Source organism: Streptodolium elevatio, from assembly GCF_040649515.1.
GTDB lineage: Bacteria > Actinomycetota > Actinomycetes > Streptomycetales > Streptomycetaceae > Yinghuangia > Yinghuangia elevatio.
The window spans coordinates 63529-79746 of record NZ_JBEZFP010000030.1; the positions used below are offsets into that span (position 1 = coordinate 63529).

Consider the following 16218-nt stretch of genomic DNA (forward strand, 5'->3'; position numbering starts at 1 on the left):
CACAACTTCACAAATTCCGACTAATCCCGTGGGCCGTGACAAACTCGGTCATTCGGCTTCAGTTCGGAACACAGGGCAAAGGCTTGAAAAAGCCGCGAATCGGGGAAACGGCACCTAATAGCAGCGACGTGAAGGATCCGCGGTCCATGGAGCAGGGTCAGAGCGCCGGGCGGCCACCGGGGGGCACCACCCCCAATTCCGTGGCGCCCGGAACCCTGTACGACCTCGTCCCGAGCGCCACCTGGGTGCTGGACGCGCAGGGCCTCATCACCATGTGGAGCCGCTCCGCCGAGAAGCTGTTCGGCTACCGCCGCGACGACATCCTGGGCCGCTGGGCCGGCGACCTCCTCGTCCCGCCGCTGACCGAGGCGGACCGCGACCGCATCGAGCAGGAGATCGCGGACGCCGAGCTGGCCGGCGGCACGTACCGCATGCGGCGCGCCGACGGGAGCATCGGCGAGTTCGAGTCGCGCTCGGCCTTCGTCACCGACGCCGCCGGCAACCGGTCGATCCTCATCACCTCGGTCGAGGCCGACGCCCTGCACCGCGTCGAGGCCGACCTCGCGATGCGCGAGGCGCTGTTCGACCAGTCGCCGATCGGCGTGGGCATCTTCGACACCGAACTGCGCTATGTCGCCGCGAACGAGGCGCTGGCCGCCATGGACGGCGTGGCCGTCGCGGACCACCTCGGCCGCACGATCGACGACATCATGCCCGGCATCGACACCGCCCGGGTACGCACCATCCAGCAGCGTGTCCTCGACACCGGCGAGCCGGTCGTCGACTCGCGCATCTTCGGACCGATCCCGCTGGACGGCGGACCGCGCACGGTCTGGTCGATGTCGTACAACCGCCTCCAGGCCCAGGGCGGCAAGATCCTCGGCATCAGCTGCTCGCTGATCGACGTCACCGAGCGGCACTACGCCATGGTCAAGGTGGACGCCGCCCGCAAGCGCCTCGCGCTGCTCAACGAGGCCGGCACCCGCATCGGCGCGACCCTCGACATCCCCCGCATCGCCGAGGAACTGGCCGCGTCCGTCGTGCCCGGCTTCGCCGACCTGGCCGCCGTCGACCTGCTGGAAGCCGTCATGGTCGGCGACGAGATCCCGCCCGGCGCACACGGCGACAGCACGGTCATGTACCGCGTCGCCTCACGCGGCGCCCGGCCCGGCCGCTACACCGACGAACTCCTGGAACAGGGTTCGCGGCTGGTGTACTCGGCCGACTCGACCTTCGGGCGCTGCCTGCGCAGCGGCGGCTCGTACCTGGTGCAGAACATCCAGGACGAGATGTACGAGGAGCTGATCCGCGACACCGGCCGCGCCGAGTCCGCCCGGGTGCTCGGCCTGCACACGCTGATGGTGGTGCCGCTCAGCGCCCGCGGCATCGTGCTGGGCACCCTGCTGCTCGGCCGGGGCGAGGGCCGTCCGGCGTTCGACCCCGACGACCTCACGCTCGCCACCGAGCTGGGTGCCCGCGCGGCCGTGTCGGTGGACAACGCGCGGCTCTACCACCGGCAGCGCGAGACGGCCGTGATGCTGCAGCGCAGCCTGCTGCCGCAGGACCTGCCGGACATCCCCGGCATCGAGGTCGCGCACCGCTATCTGCCGGGCAGCCTGGTGACCGAGGTGGGCGGCGACTGGTTCGACGTACTCCCGCTCTCCGGCGGGCGCATCGGCCTGGTCGTCGGCGACGTGATGGGCCACGGTGTGCACGCCGCGGCCGTGATGGGGCAGCTGCGCACCGCGGTACGCACGCTCGCGGGCCTCGACCTGCCGCCTTCCGAAGTCATGGGCCATCTCGACGACATCGTCGCGAGCCTCGGCGAACTGCACTACGCCACCTGCGTGTACGTCGTGTACGACCCGGTGGCCCGCACCTGCGAGTTCGCCAGCGCCGGGCATCTGCCGCCGGTCCTGGTACCGCCGGGCGGCGTCCCCGTACCGGTCGACCCGCCCTCGGGTGCCGTGCTGGGTGTCGGCGGAGTGCCGTTCGAGCAGAAGGAGTTGCAGGTCGAGCCGGGCAGCCTGCTGGTGCTCTACACCGACGGCCTGGTCGAGACGCGCGAGCGGGACCTCGACACCGGCATCGGCCTGCTCTGCGACGCCATCGCCGAGCACCGGGGACCGCTGGAGGAGGCGTCGGACGCCGTCATCTCCTCGCTGCACAAGGAACTGGGCTTCGACGACGTGGCGTTGCTCATGGCCCGCCTCGACGCGCTGCCGGAGGACGCGGTCGCGTCGTGGTGGCTGCCCGCCGAACCGCCGGTCGTCGCCCGGGCCCGCGAGCTGACCCGCAAGACCCTGCACGACTGGGACCTGGAGATCCTGGTCGACATCGCCGAGCTGCTGGTCAGCGAGCTGGTGACGAACGCCCTGCGGTACGGCGCGGGTCCGATCCGGCTGCGGCTGCTGCGCGGCCGGAACCTGCTGTGCGAGGTCGCGGACGCCGTACCCAGCCTGCCCCGGCTGCGCGAGGCCCGCGACACCGACGAGGGCGGCCGCGGCATGCAGCTGGTCACCACGCTCGCGGAGCGGTGGGGGAGCCGGAGGGCGGGCCACGGGAAGATCGTGTGGTTCGAACTCCAGCTCCCCACCGGGGAGTAGCGCCGGGAGTAGCGCCGGCGCGTCAGTTGCCGCGGCGGCGGATCTTGTTGCCGAGCCAGACCAGCGGGTCGTACTTCCGGTCCGCGACGCGCTCCTTCATCGGGATCAGCGCGTTGTCGGTGATCTTGATGTGCTCCGGGCACACATCCGTGCAGCACTTGGTGATATTGCAGTAGCCGAGCCCGTGTTCGTCCTGCGCGGCCTTCTGGCGGTCCGCGACGTCCAGCGGGTGCATGTCCAGCTCGGCGATCCGCATGAGGTAGCGGGGCCCGGAGAACGCGGGCTTGTTGTCCTCGAAGTCACGGATCACGTGGCAGGTGTTCTGGCACAGATAGCACTCGATGCACTTGCGGAACTCCTGCGAGCGCTCGACGTCCACCTGCTGCATGCGGTACTCGCCGGCCTTCAGCTCCGGCGGCGGGGTGAACGACGGGATCTGCCGCGCCTTGGCGTAGTTGAACGACACGTCCGTCACCAGGTCGCGGACGACCGGGAAAGTCCGCATCGGCGTCACGGTGATGGTCTCTTCCGGCGTGAAGGTGCTCATGCGCGTCATGCACAGCAGGCGGGGCCGGCCGTTGATCTCGGCACTGCACGAACCGCACTTGCCGGCCTTGCAGTTCCAGCGCACCGCGAGGTCCGGGGTCTGGGTGGCCTGGAGGCGGTGGATGATGTCGAGGACGACCTCGCCCTCGTTCACCTCGACCGTGTAGTCGCGCAGCTCACCGCTGTCCACGTCACCGCGCCACACGCGGAAGTTGGCCTTGTACGACATCAGTCCTTCTCCTCGTCCGAGGCCGTGTCCGCGGTCTCCGGGGTCTGTGCGACGTCCGCCGGCTTCGCGGGGCCCGGCGTCTCCGCGGTGTCCGCGGTTTCGAGAGCCTCCGCGGTTTCGGCAGTCTCCGCGGTTCCGGCGGATTCCACCGTCTCCGCGGCTTCCGCCGGCCCGCCCGGCAGTTCCGCGTCCGTCAGGTACTTCTTCAGCTCGTCCAGCTCGAACAGCGCGAGCAGGTCGCCGCGCATCGGCTCGGGGGTGCGGCGTACCAGGTCCACGTGGCCGCCGTCGGCCGCGAGCGTGCAGGCCAGGACGACCTTGCGCCATTCCGCGGACATCGCCGGGTGGTCCTCGCGCGTGTGCCCGCCGCGGCTCTCCTGGCGCTCCAGCGCCGCCTTGGCGATGCACTCCGACACCAGCAGCATGTTGCGCAGATCGATGGCGAGGTGCCAGCCGGGGTTGTACTGCCGGTGGCCCTCGACCCCCGCCTTCTCGGCGCGGGCCCGCAACTCCTCCAGGCGGCCCAGGGCCTCGGCCATCTCGCCCTCGCGCCGGATGATGCCGACGAGGTCGTTCATGGTCTGCTGGAGCTCCTGGTGCACCGAGTACGGGTTCTCGGCACCCTCGTTGTTGAACGGCGCCACCGCCTCGGCGGCTGCCGCGTCGATCTGGTCCTGGTCCAAGTCGCGCCGTGCGTCACCGAGTTCGGCGACGTACTCGGCCGCGTACAGGCCGGCGCGGCGGCCGAAGACCAGCAGGTCCGACAGCGAGTTACCGCCGAGCCGGTTGCTGCCGTGCATGCCGCCGGCGACCTCGCCCGCCGCGTACAGGCCGAGTACGCCCGGCGTCGCGGCGGTGTCCGGGTCGACCTCGATGCCGCCCATGACGTAGTGGCAGGTCGGGCCGACCTCCATCGGTTCGGCGGTGATGTCGACGTCAGCCAGCTCCTTGAACTGGTGGTGCATGGACGGCAGTCGACGGCGGATCTCGTCGGCGGGCAGGCGCGTCGAGACGTCCAGGAACACGCCGCCGTGCGGCGTACCGCGGCCGGCCTTGACCTCGGAGTTGATGGCGCGGGCGACTTCGTCGCGCGGCAGCAGCTCGGGTGGCCGGCGGTTGTTGTCCGGGTCGTCGTACCAGCGGTCGCCCTCGGCCTCGGACTGCGCGTACTTCTCCTTGAACACGTCCGGGATGTAGTCGAACATGAACCGCTTGCCCTCGGAGTTGCGCAGCACCCCGCCGTCACCGCGCACCGACTCGGTGACGAGGATGCCCTTGACGCTGGGCGGCCAGACCATGCCGGTCGGGTGGAACTGCACGAACTCCATGTTGATGAGGGACGCCCCGGCCAGCAGCGCGAGCGCCTGGCCGTCGCCGGTGTACTCCCACGAATTGGAGGTCACCTTGAAGGACTTGCCGATGCCGCCGGTGGCCAGCACGATCGCCGGCGCGTCGAAGACCACGAACCGGCCGGACTCGCGCCAGTAGCCGAACGCGCCGGTGACCCGGTTGCCCTCCTCGGAACCGGCGTCCGGCACGGTCAGCAGCCGCGTGACGGTGACCTCCTGGAAGACCTTGAGCCGGGCCTCCGGATCGCCGAACTCCGCCTCGTCCTCCTGCTGGAGCGCGACGATCTTCTGTTGGAGGGTGCGGATCAGCTCCAGGCCGGTGCGGTCGCCGACGTGCGCCAGCCGCGGGTACTCGTGGCCGCCGAAGTTGCGCTGGCTGATGCGGCCGTCCTTGGTGCGGTCGAACAGCGCGCCCCACGTCTCCAGTTCCCACACGCGGTCCGGGGCCTCCTGCGCGTGCAGTTCGGCCATCCGCCAGTGGTTCAGGAACTTGCCGCCGCGCATGGTGTCGCGGAAGTGCACCTGCCAGTTGTCATTGCTGTTCACGTTGCCCATCGACGCGGCGATGCCGCCTTCGGCCATGACCGTGTGGGCCTTGCCGAACAGCGACTTGCACACCACGGCGGTACGCATTCCCCGCGAGCGCGCCTCGATGGCCGCGCGAAGCCCGGCGCCGCCCGCCCCGATGACGACGACGTCGTAGCTGTGCCGTTCAACTTCGGACATGAAGCTCGGTGCCTTTCCTGGGACTTGAGCCTGGAACGTGAGCCTGGGATCGAGCGTGCGACTAGAAGAAGCGCGGGTCGTCGAACGCGCCGGACGCGACGAAGTACACGTACAGGTCGGCGAGCGCGACGCTGAACAGCGAGGCCCAGGCGAGCTGCATGTGCTTGGTGTTGAGCCGGCTCACCAACTGCCAGTAGCGGTAGCGGACCGGGTGCTTGGAGAAGTTCTTCAGCCGCCCGCCGATGATGTGCCGGCACGAGTGGCAGGAGAGCGTGTACGCCCAAATCAGCAGCACGTTGGCCAGCAGCACCAGCGTCCCGAGGCCCATGTGCCCCCACGCGCCGTGCTCGTCCCGGAAGGCGATGATCACGTCCCAGGTCAGGATCCCGGCGACCACCACCGCGAAGTACAGGAAGTACCGGTGCGAGTTCTGGATGATCAGCGGGAACTTCGTCTCGCCGCTGTACTTCGAGCGCGGTTCGGGGACGGCGCACGCGGACGGCGACGCCCAGAAGCCCCGGTAGTACGCCTTGCGGTAGTAGTAGCAGGTCATCCGGAAGCCGAGCGGGAAGATCAGGATGATCAGCGCGGGGGAGAGCGACCACCAGTCGCCGAAGAGCGGCGCGTTGGCGCTCATCGGCATGCTGTCGCAGTTGGTCGACAGGCAGGGCGAGTAGAACGGCGAGACGTACGGTTCCGCGAAGTAGTCGTCGTTCGCGAACGCACGCCAGGTCGAGTAGATGATGAACGCGACCAGGATCGTGACCGTGACGGCCGAGCCCAGCCACCAGCGGTCCGTGCGGAGATGCCGTTCCTGGATCTGCGCCCTGCCGGGCGCGGCGGTGCCGGTGGCCATTCGTGGGTGCCCTTCTCGGCTGCGTGTTCCCTGGGTACGGGTGGTGCGCGTGGCGTACGGCTAAGGCCGCTGCGGCCGCATGCCGCCGATCCCTTCGTCGTCCGCGTCCGCGAACAGCGAGGGATCGTAGGGCACTTCGGGCAGCGGTTCGAGCTCGGCACGCGGGCTCGGCGGCCCGGGATGCCGGTCGTCCGGGGCGTGTTCGCACAGCAGCGCGAGCGAATCGCGCAGTCGCTCGACGTCGCCGCAGACCCGGCGTATGTCGAGCGTGTTCCCCAACCGTCCGCGCACCGACCGCAGTACGCGGTCGAGTTCGTCGAGCTTGCGCTGTGCGCGGGTCAGGTCGTAGTCCACGGTCGTCGTCATGTCGCGCGCTCACCCCCTGGTCGCCGGCCCCGCGCCGTCGGGGGACCGGTTGGTCGGTGTTGCGGACGTGCTCATCGTGCGTGACGTGCGTGACGTGCGTGACGTGCATTGGCGTGCCGGACGTGCTTTTCGTGCAGGCGGGACGCATGCGCGCGCAGCCCGGACACACAGTCGGCCCGGCACGCGGTGCGAACCTCGGAAGTGTGGCGCGATCCGGGAAAGATTGGAAAGTGCTATCCCGATCTTTTTCCCGGTCACCCGCCGATTTCCCCCGCACGAGGGACGAAAGGGCACCCGGCGACCCGGAGACCGGCAATTGGTGATCATGAATGCGTGATCGGGTATTCATGATCACGAACGGTCGGTCGGACAGAGATGATCAAGAAAAGACGGTCAGGAATTCAAGATCAGTTCCCCGACCACGCCGATACGGGCGAGTCCGGGCGCGTGCTCCCGGGCGCGCTCCAACGCCCGAGCTGCGTCCTTGGGACGGTTCTGCGCCGCATAGGCGCGCGCGATCGTGCAGCAGTGATGCGCGGCGGCAATTGGACCGTTCGCGTACGCGGCCACTGCCGCGGCCATCCGGAGCGCACTCTCCGAATCCCGCCGGACGACGGCGACGAGCCCGGCGGCATCGCTGACCACGGCCATGCTCGGAACCGCCCGGATCGCGGCGACCGCCTCGGCGAGGCAGACAGCGAGACCGTCGATGTCCGGCATCGGCCCGGTGCCGTGGCCGGCCGACGCGGCCTCGTGCGCGTAATAGACGGCCCGCACCAGCTGCTGAGCCGACAGGCTGCGCGCGGTCGGCTCTTCCGCGGCCTGCATCCCCTGCCGGGCCAGGTCGGCGGCTTCGGCGTACCGGCACTCGGCGACGGCCAGCTCGGCCGCCGCGCGGTTCACCGTGGCGGCCGTGTGCCCGCCTTCCCCGGCCACCGCGGCCCGCACCTCGTCCCACCGGCCCAGCGCGACGGCGTGCGCGAGGCGAACGTCTTCGTCCGCAGGGTCGATGCGCGGCAGCGCCGAGGTCGGAAGGAACGGCACGCGAAGCAACAGGTGGCCCAGGCCGCCGGTCCGAAGATCGCCGAGCGCCGTCAGGACGGCCAAGGCACACGCGAACGAGGCACCCACGCCGAGAGGGCCGCCCGCGGCCCACGCCGCCCAGGCACCCGCGGCGACGGTCGTCAGAGCCAGCCAACTCGCCGCCCAGAGCCGTACCCGCCGCGCCCTCGTCGTCAGGTCCATGCGGTGCCGGATGCGGATCCGAACCGGCAACTTTCGTCGCAGTACAAGGAGTTGTCCGCGCTCGTGCGCCGACACCAGCGGCCCGGCGCCGAGATCCACACTCTCGGGCCGGAGCCCGACCGCATAGGACCAAAGTGCGCGGAGCGCGGGGGCCAACGCGAAGAGCAAGTGCCACGTGACGGCCATCGAGCCCAAGGCCCACCAGGCGTCGGTCATGTCCCAGTCGAGCGCTTGCGAGCCGATCAGAAACGCGGCCGACATGATCACCCAACGGGCGAAGAAGCCGAGGGCATCACGCTGCTTGTCGACGGCTTCCGGGACCGGTGCGGCCGTCCCGGAAGCGGGTGACGGGTTTTCGGAGGTCATGCGCACGCATGATCCGCACTTCGTCGAACACGCGTGCCCGTGTTGCCGAATCGCAATCGCGCCCGACGCGCCCGCCCGACAGGACCGGCCTGACCTACTCCTCGTGCAGGGTCGCGGCCGGGCTGGACTCGATGCGGTTGCGGGTGGCGGTGATGCGGGGGCGGCCGGGGAGGATGCGCTCGGCGTCGGCGAGGGCCTGGCGGGCCGTGGTGATGTCGCCGGCGGCGGTCAGTGCGAGGGCGAGGACGCAGAGGGCGTCCGCGTGGCCCGCCGGGGTGCCCTTCTTCTCCGCGCGGACCGCCTGCTCCGCACTGCGCACGCCCTTCCGGGCGTCGCCGTGCAGGACCAGGAGGAGCGGGTGCGTCTCCTCTTCGCCGGCGTACTTCAGCAGCATGCCGGACTGGTGCACGTAGTAATCGGCCGGTGCGGCGAGGGCCTGCTCGGCGGCGGTGAGGTTGCCGGCCATCGGGACGGTGCCCATGACAAGCGCCTGCACCATGACCTCGCCGAAGAGGCTGCGCGCGGTCTCCCAGTCGGGGTGGCCGGAGTGCAGGCGGTTCAGGTACGTCTGGGCGAGCTGCGCGGCCCGCGCGTCGTCGGCCTGCGCCTCGGCGGCGAGGACCTGCGCGTACGTGCGGTACGGCTCGGCCTCCGGGCCCTCCGGCATCAGGTCGGCGATCTGCGTCACGGTCCGGACGTCCCCGACGGCGTACGCCTCCGTCAGCCGCTCGTGCATCATGCGCGCCCGGGCCGTCGTCTCGCTCTCGGCCGGAGCCGGCGGCGGGTCGTCGAGCCCGGGGGAGTCGAAACCGGCGGCGTCGGGCCCCGAGGCGTCCGCCCCCGGGCCGTCCGATCCGGGGCCACCGAAGGGGCTGCCGAAGGGGTTCCCCGGGCCGCCGCGGCGACCGCCCGCGACGCCGCCCGTACCGCCGGAGCCCGCGGAATCGGCGCCGAAGGCGCCGCCCGGGCCCCAGGGGTCGCCGCCGCCGTCGCCCCGCCGCGCCGACCAGCGCCGCCGCATCCGCTCGCTGAAGGATTCGCTCACACCGTCGATTGTGCCCCGACCCGGGCGTCGCCCGTCGATCCGCGTGCCCCGGGGCGCGCGCCGTCGGGGGTCCGCGGGCCGGACGTGACCGGACGTGATCAGCGTTGCCCCGTACCATGGGAGGTGCCGCGGCGGACCGGCCCGGCTTGCATCCCGGCATATCCGGCGGAACCGGACGTAGACATGCTGACCGGATGCGACGTCCCGAGCCCAACGGAAGCGCATACCCGCATGCCCACGCGCAACGACATCCGCAACGTCGCCATCGTCGCCCACGTCGACCACGGCAAGACCACCCTCGTCGACGCCATGCTCAAGCAGGCCGGTGCGTTCAGCGCGCACCAGCACGTGGACGACCGGGTCATGGACTCCAACGACCTGGAGCGCGAGAAGGGCATCACGATCCTCGCGAAGAACACCGCCGTGAAGTACCACCCCAAGGACGGCGGGGACCCGATCACCATCAACATCATCGACACCCCCGGCCACGCCGACTTCGGCGGCGAGGTCGAGCGCGGCCTGTCGATGGTGGACGGTGTGGTGCTGCTGGTCGACGCGTCCGAGGGCCCGCTGCCGCAGACGCGCTTCGTGCTGCGCAAGGCGCTGTCCGCGAAGATGCCCGTCATCCTGTGCATCAACAAGGTCGACCGGCCGGACTCGCGTATCTCCGAGGTCGTCGACGAGACGTACGAGCTGTTCATGGACCTCGACGCGACCGAGGACCAGATCGAGTTCCCCATCGTCTACGCGTGCGCGCGGGACGGCATGGCGTCCCTGAACCGGCCGGAGAACGGCGTCACGCCGGACAACGACAACCTCCAGCCGTTCTTCCAGACCATCCTGGACACCATCCCGGCCCCGACGTACGAGGAGGGCCACCCGCTCCAGGCGCACGTCACCAACCTCGACGCGTCGAACTTCCTGGGCCGCATCGCGCTGTGCCGCGTGCACAACGGCACGATCCGCAAGGGCCAGACGACCACGTGGTGCCGGCACGACGGCAGCATGGAGAAGGTGCGCATCACCGAGCTGCTGATGACGGACGCGCTGGAGCGCAAGCCCGCCGAGGAGGCCGGCCCCGGCGACATCATCGCGATCGCCGGTATCCCGGACATCATGATCGGCGACACCATCGCCGACGCCGAGGACCCGCGCCCGCTGCCCCTCATCACGGTGGACGAGCCCGCGATCTCGATGACGATCGGCACCAACACCTCGCCGCTGGTCGGCAAGGGCGGCAAGGGCCACAAGGTCACCGCGCGCCTGGTGAAGGACCGCCTCGACAAGGAGCTCGTCGGCAACGTGTCGATGCGCGTCCTGCCGACCGAGCGCCCGGACGCCTGGGAGGTCCAGGGCCGCGGCGAACTCGCGCTGGCGATCCTGGTCGAGCAGATGCGCCGCGAGGGCTTCGAGCTGACCGTCGGCAAGCCGCAGGTGGTCACCAAGGAGATCAACGGCAAGGTGCACGAGCCCTTCGAGCGCCTGACCATCGACTCGCCCGAGGAGTACCTCGGCGCGATCACCCAGCTCCTGGCGACCCGCAAGGGCCGCATGGAGACCATGACGAACCACGGAACCGGTTGGATCCGCATGGAGTTCGTCGTCCCGGCGCGCGGCCTCATCGGCTTCCGTACGGAGTTCCTGACCGAGACCCGCGGCACCGGCATCGCGCACAGCATCCACGAGGGCTACGAGCCGTGGGTCGGCGAGCTGCGCACCCGCAACAACGGCTCGCTGGTGGCCGACCGTTCGGGTGTCGTGACGGCGTTCGCGATGACCAACCTCCAGGAGCGCGGCACGCTGTTCATCGAGCCGACCATCGAGGTGTACGAGGGCATGATCGTCGGCGAGAACAGCCGCTCCGACGACATGGACGTCAACATCACCAAGGAGAAGAAGCTCACCAACATGCGCTCGTCCACCGCGGACGAGACGGAGAAGCTGATCCCGCCGCGCAAGCTCTCGCTGGAGCAGGCCCTGGAGTTCTGCCGCGAGGACGAGTGCGTCGAGGTGACGCCGGAGACCGTGCGCATCCGCAAGGTGGTGCTCAACCAGCAGGAGCGCGCCCGCGCCGCGTCCCGGGCGAAGCGCTCCTGACCGAAAAGAGTTCTCGATCGAATTCCGGGCCCGGCCGCCGGCCGACCGTTCGGCGGTCCGCGGCCCGGCCCGGGGTCCGACAAGATCGAATTCATCGGCAAGATCGAATTCAATTGCGCGAAAAGCCCCAACCGATGGCCCACAGTCTGGACTGTGGGCCATCGGCGTTTTACCGGGCAATCGCGGCGAACTGCGCAGTCCACGCGCATAGTTGATCAGCCGGGAGCGCGCTGATCGAACACCCGGGTCCGTTCAGCGGGAGACCGTTCCGTTTGGTTGGCAGGCAATTCGTCCCGATGGATAGCCATTTCAACGGAATATCGCGAGCAGGCTTAACTGAAATGCAACAGTCCAAGCCTGGATGTAGATCATTGGGCGTCGGATAGTTGCGCTTGCGCCCGAGTCCGAATTCGCTGTCCGTTCCCCGTACGACGCTCGGGCGCCGGCATGATCATTTCCTGCCCACACCGGGAAATCGATCAAGCCGGTCCGCACCTGTGCAATCTCCCTCCCCCTTCCTGTCCGAAGAACTTCGAGGAGGCAGACCGTGCGTGGATCTACGCGCGTGAAAATCGGAGCTGCGGTGGCCGTGTTGGCCTTGGCGGCGACCGCGTGCAGCACCGATGACGACGATCCCAAGACCCCGCCCGGCAGCCCGGGGGCGTCCCAGTCGGGAGGCGGCAAGAAGGGCGGGTCGATCGCGGTCCAGCTCGGCGAGCCGCAGCACGGCCTCGTACCCACGAACACCGCGGAGAGCGAGGGTGCGGAGGTCCTCAACGCGCTCTTCGCCGGGCTCGTGGACTACGACATCGAGACCAACGTCCCGCAGAACCGGGTCGCCCAGTCGATCGAGAGCACCGACAACAAGGTCTGGACGATCAAGATCCATCCGGACTACACGTTCCACAACGGCGAGAAGGTGACCGCCAGTTCGTTCGTGGACTCGTGGAACTACGGTGCGAACCAGAAGAACGCGCAGGAGGCGCTGCCGTTCTTCGACAAGATCGAGGGATCCCAGGACCTGGCCCCCGGCGAGGGCAAGGAGCCGACCGGCGACAAGTTGAAGGGACTTGAGGTCGTCGACGACACGACCTTCAAGGTGACCCTCAAGGTGCCGTTCGCGCAGTTCCCGACGATGCTGGGCTACAACGCCTACTACCCGATGCCCAAGGCGTTCTTCGCCGACCCGAAGAAGTTCGACGAAGAGCCCATCGGCAACGGTCCGTTCATGATGGACGGCAAGTGGGAGCACAACCAGCACATCAAGGTGAAGCGGTACGACAACTTCCCCGACCGCGACGGCGACGCCATGCTCGACGCGGTGACCTTCAAGATCTACGAGAAGCTGGACACCGCGTACAACGACCTGCGCGCCAAGGCCATCCAGATCACCGACAAGCTCCCGGTCTCCGCGATGGGCACGGTCGAGAAGGACTTCCCGGGCCGCACCTCCAACAAGCCCGAGTCCGCGGTCGGCTACATCGGCTTCCCGATAGCCACCAACCCCGCCTTCGCCAAGCCCGAGCTGCGCAAGGCGATCTCGATGGCCATCGACCGCGAGGCGCTCAACAAGGCGATCTTCAGCGGTACGCGTCCCCCGGCGGACGACTTCGTCAGCCCGATCATCCCGGGCTACCGCAAGGGCGCGTGCGGTGAGGCGTGCACGTTCAACCCGACCAAGGCCAAGGAGCTCTACACCGCGGCCGGCGGGCTGCCCGGCAACAAGCTGGAGCTCGGCTACAACGCGGACGGCGGCCACAAGGACTGGATCGAGTCCGTGGTCAACATGCTCAAGCAGAACCTCGGCATCGAGGTCACGCCGCGGCCGTTCGAGAAGTTCGGGGCCATCCTGGACGCGCTGGGCGACAAGCAGTACAGCGGCGGCTTCCGCATGGCGTGGTCGATGGACTACCCGTCGATCGAGAACTACCTGCGCCCGATCTTCAGCAAGATCGCGATCGAGAACGGCTCGAACTACGGCGGTTACGTCAACGAGCGGTTCGAGGCGGCGCTCGCGGCCGCGGACGTCAAGCAGGGCCAGGAGGGCATCGCCGCCTACCAGGCCGCCGACGACATCCTGCTGAAGGAACTCCCGTACATCCCGGTGTTCTTCTACCAGGGCTCGAACGCGTGGACCGACCAGGTCACCAACGTCAAGATCGACGCGCAGAACCGCATGCGCCTCGACCTGGTGACGATGGCCTCGTAACGCAAGCCGACGTCGCATCGGCGGTACGCGGCCGGGGGTCCCGCACGGGGCCCCCGGCTCCGCCCCGCCGTACCCGGGCGCGGCCATGCCCCGCGTCCGGGCGAGGCCCCCACCGGGAGAACTCATGTACCGCTACCTCGCGCGTCGGCTGCTGCAGGCGATACCCGTCCTGATAGGCACGACGCTGCTGATCTACCTCATGGTGTACCTGCTGCCGGGGGATCCCGCGAGGGCCCTGGCCGGGGACCGCCGCTCCGACCCGGTCGTGGTCGACATGCTGCGGGAGAAGTACCACTTCAACGACCCGTTCCTCGTGCAGTACTGGCACTACATCACCGGGATCGTGCAAGGCGACTTCGGCACCACGGTCCGCGGCCGGGACGTCGGCGAGATCATGGCCGAGCGCTTCCCCTGGACGATCAACCTCGCGCTCACCGCGATCGTCATCGAGGCCGCCGTCGGCGTCGTCGCCGGCATCATGGCGGCCCTCCGGCGCGGGAAGTTCTTCGACAACCTGGTCCTCATCGCGACGCTGATGATGATCTCCATCCCGACCTTCGTGACCGGCTTCATCCTGCAGCTGCTGGTCGGTGTCGAGTGGCAGGTCCTGCCGGTGTCGTTCAACGAGGCGGACGGCTTCAAGGCGTACATCCTGCCGGGCTACGTCCTCGCCTCGCTGTCGCTCGCGTACGTCACGAGACTCATGCGCACCAGCCTCGTCGAGACGATGCGCTCCGACTACGTGCGCACCGCGGTCGCCAAGGGCCTGCCGCAGCAACGCGTGGTCCTGCGGCACGGGGTGCGCAACGCGCTCATCCCCGTCATCACCTTCCTCGGCGCCGACCTGGGCGCGCTGATGGGCGGCGCGATCATCACCGAGCGGATCTTCAACATCCCGGGCGTGGGCGGGCAGTTGGCCCAGTCGGTGTATCTGCGAGAACGCCCGGTGGTGGTGGGGATGGTCACGGCGCTCGTGCTCATCTACATCGTCGCCAACCTCCTCGTCGACATGCTGTACGCCGTTCTCGACCCGAGGATCCGGTATGAGTGAGATCGCGAAGAGCGACCCGAACCAGTCCACCGAGGCGGTCTCCGCGGCCGACATCGAGATCGGCGCGATGGGGCAGCGCGTCGGCAGCCTGTGGACCGACGCGTGGTACGACCTGCGCCGCCGCAAGCTGTTCATCGGCTCCGCGGTCGTCATCTTCATCCTGCTGCTCTTCTCGGCGTTCCCCCAGCTGTTCACCGACCACAACCCGCGCGACGCGGGGGCCTGCCAGTTGATGAACTCCCTGAAGGAACCCAGCAGTTCCCACTGGTTCGGCTACGACGTGCAGGGTTGCGACGTCTACACGAAGGTCATCTGGTCGACGCGCAACTCGATCGTGGTCGGCTTCTCGACGGTCATCATGGTGACCCTCGTGGGCGGCACTCTGGGCCTGGTCGCCGGCTACTCGGGCGGCTGGATCGACGGGCTGCTGTCCCGCTTCGCCGACATCTTCTTCGCGATCCCGCTGATGCTCGGCGCCATCCTGGCCCTCGCGGTGTTCGACACCGGCGACGCCTTCACGGTGGCCCTGATCATGGCCGCGCTGGCCTGGCCCAAGATCTTCCGGCTGATGCGCGGGGCGGTGATCGCGAACAAGCACAACGACTACGTCGTGGCGGCGAGAGCCCTCGGCGGCGGCACGTTCCGCGTCACCGTGCGGCACATCCTGCCCAACGCCATCGCCCCGGTGCTGGTGTACGTCACCATCAGCCTCGGCGAGTTCATCGCGGCCGAGGCGGCGCTGTCGTACCTCGGCGTCGGCATCCAGCCCCCGGGCATCTCGTGGGGCCTCATGATCAGCGACGCGCAGGAGCGGTTCCTGCTGGCCTCGCACCCGCTGCTGTTCCCGTCCCTGTTCCTGAGCGTCACGGTCCTCAGCTTCATCCTCATGGGCGACGCGGTACGCGACGCGCTCGACCCGAAGAGCCGGTGAGGAGGACGAGGTGACGATCCACATCACGGATCCGGTGCTGATGAAATCCGATGCCCCGCTGCTCGAAGTCGACGACCTGCACGTGGAGTTCCACACCCGCGACGGGGTCGCCAAGGCGGTGAACGGCGTCTCGTTCGCGGTCCACGCGGGGGAGACGCTCGCCGTGCTGGGCGAGTCGGGCTCCGGCAAGTCGGTGACCGCCCAGGCCATCATGGGCATCCTCGACATGCCGCCCGCCCGCATCGCCCGGGGCGCCATCCGCTTCCAGGGGCGCGACCTCCTGGAGATGGGCGCCGAGGAGCGCCGCAAGATCCGCGGCCGCCAGGTCGCGATGATCTTCCAGGACGCGCTGTCCGCGCTGAACCCGGTGCTGTCCGTCGGCTACCAGCTGGCCGAAATGTTCCGGGTGCACCGCAAGATGTCGCGCAAGGAGTCCAAGGCCAAGGCCATCGAGCTGATGGACCTGGTGAAGATCCCGGCGGCCAAGGCGCGGGTGAACGACTTCCCGCACCAGTTCTCCGGCGGCATGCGGCAGCGCATCATGATCGCGATGGCGATGGCCCTGGAGCCGGACCTGATCATCGCCGACGAGCCGA

11 protein-coding genes and 1 pseudogene are annotated in these 16218 nt (G+C 69.1%); 6 read left to right on the forward strand and 6 right to left on the reverse strand.

From position 1 onward, the window contains the following. Window positions 1–146 precede the first annotated feature (146 nt). Complete coding sequence (locus AB0C36_RS14490; RefSeq protein WP_358353602.1) at window positions 147–2606, forward strand: SpoIIE family protein phosphatase; 2460 nt, start codon at window positions 147–149, stop codon at window positions 2604–2606. 22 nt (window positions 2607–2628) lie between these two features. On the opposite strand, the gene AB0C36_RS14495 is transcribed toward AB0C36_RS14490, so the two are convergent. The 6 genes and pseudogenes from AB0C36_RS14495 to AB0C36_RS14520 form a co-directional block, all read right to left on the reverse strand. After that, window positions 2629–3381: a succinate dehydrogenase/fumarate reductase iron-sulfur subunit gene (locus tag AB0C36_RS14495; RefSeq protein WP_358353603.1), complete on the reverse strand. Its 753-nt coding sequence runs from the start codon at window positions 3379–3381 to the stop codon at window positions 2629–2631. Between the two features lie 179 nt (window positions 3382–3560). After that, a pseudogene (locus tag AB0C36_RS14500) lies at window positions 3561–5456 on the reverse strand (fumarate reductase/succinate dehydrogenase flavoprotein subunit); the annotation flags it as partial. 61 nt (window positions 5457–5517) lie between these two features. After that, complete coding sequence (gene sdhC, locus AB0C36_RS14505; RefSeq protein ID WP_358353605.1) at window positions 5518–6312, reverse strand: succinate dehydrogenase subunit SdhC; 795 nt, start codon at window positions 6310–6312, stop codon at window positions 5518–5520. A 60-nt stretch (window positions 6313–6372) separates the two neighbouring features. Continuing rightward, window positions 6373–6678, reverse strand: coding sequence for an Rv0250c family protein (locus tag AB0C36_RS14510; protein WP_358353606.1), 306 nt, complete (start codon window positions 6676–6678; stop codon window positions 6373–6375). Window positions 6679–7071: 393 nt separating this feature from the next. After that, window positions 7072–8289, reverse strand: coding sequence for a hypothetical protein (locus tag AB0C36_RS14515; RefSeq protein ID WP_358353608.1), 1218 nt, complete (start codon window positions 8287–8289; stop codon window positions 7072–7074). A gap of 94 nt (window positions 8290–8383) precedes the next feature. Continuing rightward, entirely contained in the window at window positions 8384–9334 is a 951-nt protein-coding gene (locus AB0C36_RS14520) for a hypothetical protein (protein WP_358353610.1), read from the reverse strand. A gap of 231 nt (window positions 9335–9565) precedes the next feature. On the opposite strand from AB0C36_RS14520, the gene typA reads away from it, so the two are divergent. From typA to AB0C36_RS14545, 5 genes are all read left to right on the forward strand, one after another. Beyond that, complete coding sequence (gene typA, locus AB0C36_RS14525) at window positions 9566–11431, forward strand: translational GTPase TypA (protein ID WP_358353611.1); 1866 nt, start codon at window positions 9566–9568, stop codon at window positions 11429–11431. Window positions 11432–11996: 565 nt separating this feature from the next. Then, window positions 11997–13640: a peptide ABC transporter substrate-binding protein gene (locus tag AB0C36_RS14530; protein WP_358353613.1), complete on the forward strand. Its 1644-nt coding sequence runs from the start codon at window positions 11997–11999 to the stop codon at window positions 13638–13640. Between the two features lie 124 nt (window positions 13641–13764). Beyond that, entirely contained in the window at window positions 13765–14691 is a 927-nt protein-coding gene (locus tag AB0C36_RS14535; protein ID WP_358353615.1) for an ABC transporter permease, read from the forward strand. Beyond that, window positions 14684–15622 carry an ABC transporter permease gene (locus AB0C36_RS14540; protein ID WP_358353617.1) on the forward strand — a complete coding sequence of 313 codons (939 nt, stop codon included), beginning with the start codon at window positions 14684–14686 and terminating at the stop codon, window positions 15620–15622. The genes AB0C36_RS14535 and AB0C36_RS14540 overlap by 8 nt, the downstream gene beginning before the upstream one ends. Window positions 15623–15662: 40 nt before the next feature. After that, window positions 15663–16218, forward strand: a 556-nt coding sequence (locus AB0C36_RS14545) for an ABC transporter ATP-binding protein (protein ID WP_358353623.1), incomplete at its 3' end; no start/stop codon positions are given.

Coding starts and splice junctions, on each gene's coding strand:
- AB0C36_RS14490 (WP_358353602.1), top strand. CDS start 147: ATGGAGCAGGGTCAGAGCGCCGGGCGGCCACCGGGGGGCACCACCCCC.
- AB0C36_RS14495 (WP_358353603.1), bottom strand. CDS start 3,381: ATGTCGTACAAGGCCAACTTCCGCGTGTGGCGCGGTGACGTGGACAGC.
- sdhC (WP_358353605.1), bottom strand. CDS start 6,312: ATGGCCACCGGCACCGCCGCGCCCGGCAGGGCGCAGATCCAGGAACGG.
- AB0C36_RS14510 (WP_358353606.1), bottom strand. CDS start 6,678: ATGACGACGACCGTGGACTACGACCTGACCCGCGCACAGCGCAAGCTC.
- AB0C36_RS14515 (WP_358353608.1), bottom strand. CDS start 8,289: ATGACCTCCGAAAACCCGTCACCCGCTTCCGGGACGGCCGCACCGGTC.
- typA (WP_358353611.1), top strand. CDS start 9,566: ATGCCCACGCGCAACGACATCCGCAACGTCGCCATCGTCGCCCACGTC.
- AB0C36_RS14535 (WP_358353615.1), top strand. CDS start 13,765: ATGTACCGCTACCTCGCGCGTCGGCTGCTGCAGGCGATACCCGTCCTG.
- AB0C36_RS14540 (WP_358353617.1), top strand. CDS start 14,684: ATGAGTGAGATCGCGAAGAGCGACCCGAACCAGTCCACCGAGGCGGTC.